This window comes from Paraburkholderia sp. (assembly GCF_036488505.1).
Lineage (GTDB): Bacteria > Pseudomonadota > Gammaproteobacteria > Burkholderiales > Burkholderiaceae > Paraburkholderia.
This window is the reverse complement of the sequence record NZ_DASXHN010000185.1, coordinates 1-5,695: the sequence shown is the minus strand read 5'-3', so window position 1 is coordinate 5,695 and position 5,695 is coordinate 1. Positions and strand designations below refer to the sequence as shown.

Here is a 5,695-nt window from a genome sequence, read left to right as displayed (position 1 = left end):
GCGGAAAACGTCTTCATGATCGATCCAAAAAAATTGCTGCGCCCAATGTGTTTTTTCCTGCTTGTAGTGTGCGCATCGAGGCGCGTGCAGGCTCTCCCTGGTTCTTCCTCCGCGGGCGCGACTGCGGAAAAGCCCTGAATTATAAAGGAATTCGTGTTGGCAAGTCAAAATGTCCAATGAGTTCGCCACTGCAACGCGAAATGCTGAAAAGAAGCGGACGAAAAAAAACCCGAACGAGCGGTTCGGGCTTAATCCACCAAAGGAGGAGGTGGAGGAGACAGCGGAAGTTGCAGGCTTACTGCAACGATGCGATGAATTATATGAGCCGCCCTTGTGCGACGCAAGGCCATTTGCATTGCGAAATCGCGTTTCATATCGTGGCAGACTGATGGGCACCTCGATATCGCGAAAAAACCTTTGCGATCCGACATCGAGAGGGGAAGGACCGGCTCAGGATTGGGATCATCTAGAAGGAAACCCCTAAACCGATAAGGCATTCCCGAATCGCTGGCCCATGGCGCACTGCAACACAAAAACGATCATTAGGCGTAGCTTTGCGGTAAAGCCGGCGCGGATGCATCGTCAAGCCCCGGGCTACAATGCCGTCTCGATAGCTATGCGCGGTGGAGTGACAACATGGAATGCAAGGTCAACTGGATGGGGCAGGACGGGATGGCGTTCGCGGCCGAGACGGGCAGCGGCCATCTGGTTGCAATGGACGGCGCCCCTGAAGGCGGGGGCCGCAATCTGGCTCCGCGTCCGATGGAAATGGTGTTGCTCGGCACGGGCGGCTGCACCGCCTACGACGTGGTGATGATCCTGAAGAAAAGCCGTCAGGAAATCGCCGGCTGTTCTGTGACGCTGAAGGCCGAACGCGCGAGCGAAGATCCGAAGGTGTTCACGAAGATCCACTTCCACTTCACCGTGACCGGCAAGAATCTGAATCCGGCCACCGTCGAGCGCGCGATCAACCTGTCGCACGATAAATACTGCTCCGCGTCGATCATGATCGCGAAGACCGCGGAGCTCACGCACTCGTTCGACATCGTCGCCAGTTGAGCGCGACGGCGGTAGAGGCCGCGGCCGGGGCCGCAACCAACGTCCCAAATGAAAAATGCCGGCGTCCCGATGGACGCCGGCATTTTCTATTCAGCGGCAAAGCAAGCCGATAAGCCGGATTCTGTGCACGCGCCGCCTCCGAAGACGCGGCGCGCGTGGCAGCCATTCCTCTAGGCGCGTCATTACTGACGCGCTCAAGCTTCCTACCCGCAGACGAGACGGGGGCCCCGTCCTGCATCGCGAAGATGCGCGCCTGCCTACTTGGAATTGCTCCGGGTGGAGGTTACCGTGCCGGTCTGCCTTGCGACAGCCGCGGTGCGCTCTTACCGCACCGTTTCACCCTTACCTGATCCCAGCTTGCGCCGGGCCATCGGCGGTTTGCTTTCTGTTGCCCTGTTCCGCGTGTCGCCACGGATGGCCGTTAGCCATCACCCTGCCCTGTGGAGTCCGGACTTTCCTCGCCCCCGTTGGCCGAAGCCGCCGAGGCCGCGACTGCCTGGCCTGCTTTGCTGGCGCGGATTTTAACACCGAACGGCAGTACGGCTGGCACGGCTCAGGGCTGGTGCAGCGAAAAGCCGAAAAGCTCAACGCAGCGCTCAACGCCCGCGTCGCCCCGCGCGAAACACCGTAGCGTCGTCGTAAAACGCGGGCGATTCGTTCTCCGCCCACCAGCCGGGGATGCCGAGCACGGGTAGCGGCGCAAACATCCGGCTGGTTAGCGCCGCGGTCTCGAGCAGCGCCATGCTCACCGTTTCGTCGAGCCACGCGTTCCGGGCGGCGGCGTCCCATGCGAAATACGTTGTGGGCACGTCGACGATCCATGCATGCCCAGTGCAGCCCTTGAATGGCGCGATCAGCTTCTCCAGCAGCGCGTGGCCGAAGCAGCGCACTTCGCAGTTGCGGCCCCATGCGTCGCGCCGCGTCACGAATAGCGTGTGCCAGTCGAAACCGCGCAACGCGGCGCGCAATGCCGGATCGGCGCACTCGAACAGCAGCGCGTTTTCGTCGAAGAGGGTCAGCATGTCACGCACACCGCCGCGCGTCGGACCGACGCCGAGCGCGTCGAGCGCCGCAGACTGCCGCGCATTCAGCGCCGCCTTGATGCGCGGAAACGCGAACCACATCGATCCATTGAAGAAGTCGTGCAGATTGTGGCGCGTCGGCACGCAGCCGGTCGACGCGATATGCGCCTCATAGGCTGCGCCCGGCGGCAGATCGTCCTGCGCAATGAAGACGAGACGTTCGCCGCGGCCCGTGGTTTGCCGCATCTCGACTGCATCGGCGTTCATTGCGGCGAGCAGTTCGGCGTAGCCCGCGAGCGCGGCGCGCTGCCAGCGCTCGCCCCGTGGCGTCAACGGCGCGAACCAGGGCTGCGACCAGTCGATAGCGGCGAAGGCAGCTTGCGGCAATGCGCGCGCTACGACGTCACGCGCAACGTGCAGCGGTGGCTCATGAACCGCTGTGGGCCCGGCATTGGACACCGCCTCGCGCGTCGCCCCCCGTGTGGCTTCATCGACAGCGCCCGGATCAGCCGCACGTTCGCGCATCTACCGCGACCTCACACCAGACGCCAGCCGATCGACTCACCGCCACGCAGCGGCACGACGGGCGTATCGCCGACGGGCAGTTCCGCCGGCAGCGTCCACTCCTCGCGACGCAGCGTGACCTTCTCTGTATTGCGCGGCAAACCGTAGAAGTCGGCACCATGGAAGCTCGCGAAGCCTTCGAGCCTGTCGAGCGCACCGGCTTTGTCGAACGCTTCGGTATAGAGCTCGAGCGCATGCAGCGCCGTATAGCAGCCTGCGCAGCCGCAAGCGTGCTCCTTCAGCCCCTTCGGGTGCGGCGCGCTGTCGGTGCCGAGGAAGAAGCGCGGATTGCCCGAGGTCGCCGCTTCGACGAGCGCGACGCGATGCGTCTCGCGCTTCAACACTGGCAGACAGTAATAATGCGGGCGAATACCGCCCTGGAAGATCGCGTTGCGGTTGTACAGCAGATGGTGCGCGGTGATCGTCGCGCCAAGCAGTTCCGGTGCGGCGCCCGCTTCGCGAATGTAGTCGACCGCGTCTTTGGTCGTGATGTGCTCGAACACCACCTTCAGCGCCGGAAACTCGCGGCGCAGCGGCGTCATCACGCGGTCGATGAAGACCTTCTCGCGGTCGAACAGATCGATATCCGAATCGGTGACCTCGCCATGCACGAGCAGTGGCATGCCGGTTTCCTGCATGGCCTCCAGCGTCTTCGCGCACTTCATCAAATCGGTGACGCCCGCGTCCGAATTCGTCGTCGCACCCGCCGGGTACAGCTTCACCGCATGCACGAAGCCGCTTTCGCGCGCGCGGCGGATTTCGTCGGGCGGCGTGTTGTCGGTCAGGTACAGCGTCATCAGCGGTTCGAACTTCGCGCCCTCCGGGATCGCGGCGACGATGCGCTCGCGATACGCGTGCGCCATCGCGGTCGTCGTGACCGGCGGCTTCAGGTTCGGCATGATGATCGCGCGGCCGAACTGGCGCGCGGTATCCGGCAGTACCGCCGCCAGCATCGCGCCGTCGCGCACGTGCAGATGCCAGTCGTCCGGACGGACGAGCGTGATGGAATCGGGGGAGATGTTAGCGGTCATGGCAAGGAGGACACGAGACCTTGCGCGCACAGCGAATCGACCTGGTCAAACCGCGCTGTTGCGGCCTGAACACACGTCAATTTGCTATTTGGCGTCTTCGGCTCGGTGATATGCTTGGAAAATCATCATTGTAACGGCTCGCTCCGTTCACAGGCTCACCTGCAACATGTGCCAACTCCTCGGAATGAACTGCGCCGCGCCCACGGACGTCACGTTCTCCTTCACCGGCTTTGCGGCGCGCGGCGGCGTCACCGATCATCACGCGGACGGCTGGGGTATCGCTTTCTTCGAAGACAAGGCCTGTCGTCTCTTTATCGATCATCAATCGTCGGCCACCTCGCCGATCGCCGAGATGGTCAAGCGCTACCCGATCAAATCGAAGAACACGATCGCGCATATCCGCAAGGCGACGCAGGGGCATATCCTGCTCGAAAACTGCCATCCGTTCATGCGCGAGCTGTGGGGGCGTCACTGGATCTTCGCGCACAACGGCGATCTGCAAGCGTATGCGCCTGAATTGACCGGCGTCTATCAGCCCGTCGGCACCACCGACAGCGAGCTCGCGTTTTGCGCGCTGCTGCAAGGCTTGCGCAGGGCTTTTCCGGGCGCGCAGCAGCCGCCGCTCGAAGAGCTGTTCGCCGCGCTCGAATCGCTCACGCGCGAAATCGCCCAATACGGTGTGTTCAATTTCCTGATGTCGAACGGTCAGGCACTGTTTGCGCATTGCTCGACGCATCTGCACTACCTGGTGCGGCGCTGGCCGTTTTCGACCGCGCATCTGGTCGACGCGGACGTGTCGATCGATTTCGCCAAATACACGACGCCGGAAGACCGCGTCGCGGTAATCGCAACCAAGCCGCTGACCGATAACGAAGTGTGGACCGCGTTCGCACCGGGCGCTCTGCTGATGTTCCAGCACGGCGAAGTGATCGGCCGCGCCAACATACCGGTGCCCATGTCGGTACTCGATAAGCTGCGCAACCCGGCGCTGGATGCGTCGGCATCGGCCACGACGATCGCGGCATCCAGCGGCGCGCAGCCAATCATCAGCAACGCGACGATGATCGCCGCCGACGGCGACACCGATCTCGAAGCCGCCGACGACGCGGCCGCGTTCGAGTCGTAAGCGGGCAAGCGCCTCGGCCAGCGACCCACGTCGCTTCCCGAGAGAGCGCTGCCGCCAGCAACGAAAAAGCCGCTGCGAACAGCGGCTTTTTTGCATCGCACGCGGGCCTGGCGGCAAGACCCGCGCCCGAACCCTCAGTGCAGGATCTTGGCCAGGAAATCCTTCGCGCGATCCGATTTCGGATTCGCGAAAAAGTCTTCCTTACGGTCGTCTTCGACGATCAAGCCCTTGTCCATGAAGATCACGCGGTGCGCGACCTTCTTCGCGAAACCCATTTCGTGCGTGACACACATCATCGTCATGCCTTCCTGCGCGAGTTCGACCATCACGTCGAGCACTTCGTTGATCATCTCTGGATCGAGCGCGGAAGTCGGCTCGTCGAACAGCATCGCGATCGGATCCATCGACAGCGCGCGCGCAATCGCCACCCGCTGCTGCTGGCCGCCCGACAACTGCCCTGGATACTTGTCCGCATGCGCGCGCAGCCCCACGCGGTCGAGCAGCTTCAGGGCCTTCGCGGTTGCCTCGTCGTTCGAGCGGCCGAGCACCTTGATCTGCGCGAGCGTCAGGTTTTGCACGATCGACAGATGCGGGAACAGCTCGAAGTGCTGAAACACCATGCCAACCTTCGAGCGCAACTTCGACAGATTGGTTTTCTTGTCGGTCAGCGACTCGCCGTTGATCACGATCTCGCCTTTCTGAAACGGCTCGAGGCCGTTGACGGTCTTGATCAACGTGGATTTGCCCGAACCGGACGGTCCGCACACCACCACCACTTCGCCCTTTTTGACTTCCGTCGTGCAGTCGGTCAGCACCTGAAACTGGCCGTACCACTTCGAAACATTCTTGATAGAGATCATCTTGCGACCTTTTTCTGAAGACCTTTGACGAGG

Annotated in this window: 6 protein-coding genes and 1 other RNA gene; 3 read left to right on the top strand and 4 right to left on the bottom strand. The window is 62.5% G+C overall.

What is annotated here, in order from left to right; genetic code table 11:
* Nucleotides 1-389: hypothetical protein (locus VGH68_RS10815; RefSeq protein WP_331603607.1), on the top strand; the 389-nt coding region annotated here is incomplete at its 5' end.
* A gap of 247 nt (nucleotides 390-636) precedes the next feature.
* Nucleotides 637-1,059 carry an OsmC family protein gene (locus tag VGH68_RS10810; protein ID WP_331603606.1) on the top strand — a complete coding sequence of 141 codons (423 nt, stop codon included), beginning with the start codon at nucleotides 637-639 and terminating at the stop codon, nucleotides 1,057-1,059.
* A gap of 94 nt (nucleotides 1,060-1,153) precedes the next feature.
* On the opposite strand, the gene rnpB is transcribed toward VGH68_RS10810, so the two are convergent.
* From rnpB to pyrC, 3 genes are all read right to left on the bottom strand, one after another.
* Nucleotides 1,154-1,567: RNase P RNA component class A (gene rnpB, locus VGH68_RS10805), an RNA gene on the bottom strand.
* A gap of 88 nt (nucleotides 1,568-1,655) precedes the next feature.
* Nucleotides 1,656-2,606 carry a DUF3025 domain-containing protein gene (locus VGH68_RS10800; RefSeq protein WP_414696928.1) on the bottom strand — a complete coding sequence of 317 codons (951 nt, stop codon included), beginning with the start codon at nucleotides 2,604-2,606 and terminating at the stop codon, nucleotides 1,656-1,658.
* A gap of 11 nt (nucleotides 2,607-2,617) precedes the next feature.
* Nucleotides 2,618-3,676, bottom strand: coding sequence for a dihydroorotase (gene pyrC, locus VGH68_RS10795; RefSeq protein ID WP_331603604.1), 1,059 nt, complete (start codon nucleotides 3,674-3,676; stop codon nucleotides 2,618-2,620).
* 166 nt (nucleotides 3,677-3,842) lie between these two features.
* Between pyrC and VGH68_RS10790 the strand changes: the two genes are divergently transcribed.
* On the top strand, nucleotides 3,843-4,802 hold the full coding sequence (locus tag VGH68_RS10790) for a class II glutamine amidotransferase (protein ID WP_331603603.1): 960 nt from the start codon (nucleotides 3,843-3,845) through the stop codon (nucleotides 4,800-4,802).
* Between the two features lie 134 nt (nucleotides 4,803-4,936).
* On the opposite strand, the gene VGH68_RS10785 is transcribed toward VGH68_RS10790, so the two are convergent.
* On the bottom strand, nucleotides 4,937-5,662 hold the full coding sequence (locus VGH68_RS10785; RefSeq protein WP_331603601.1) for an amino acid ABC transporter ATP-binding protein: 726 nt from the start codon (nucleotides 5,660-5,662) through the stop codon (nucleotides 4,937-4,939).
* Nucleotides 5,663-5,695: the final 33 nt, after the last annotated feature.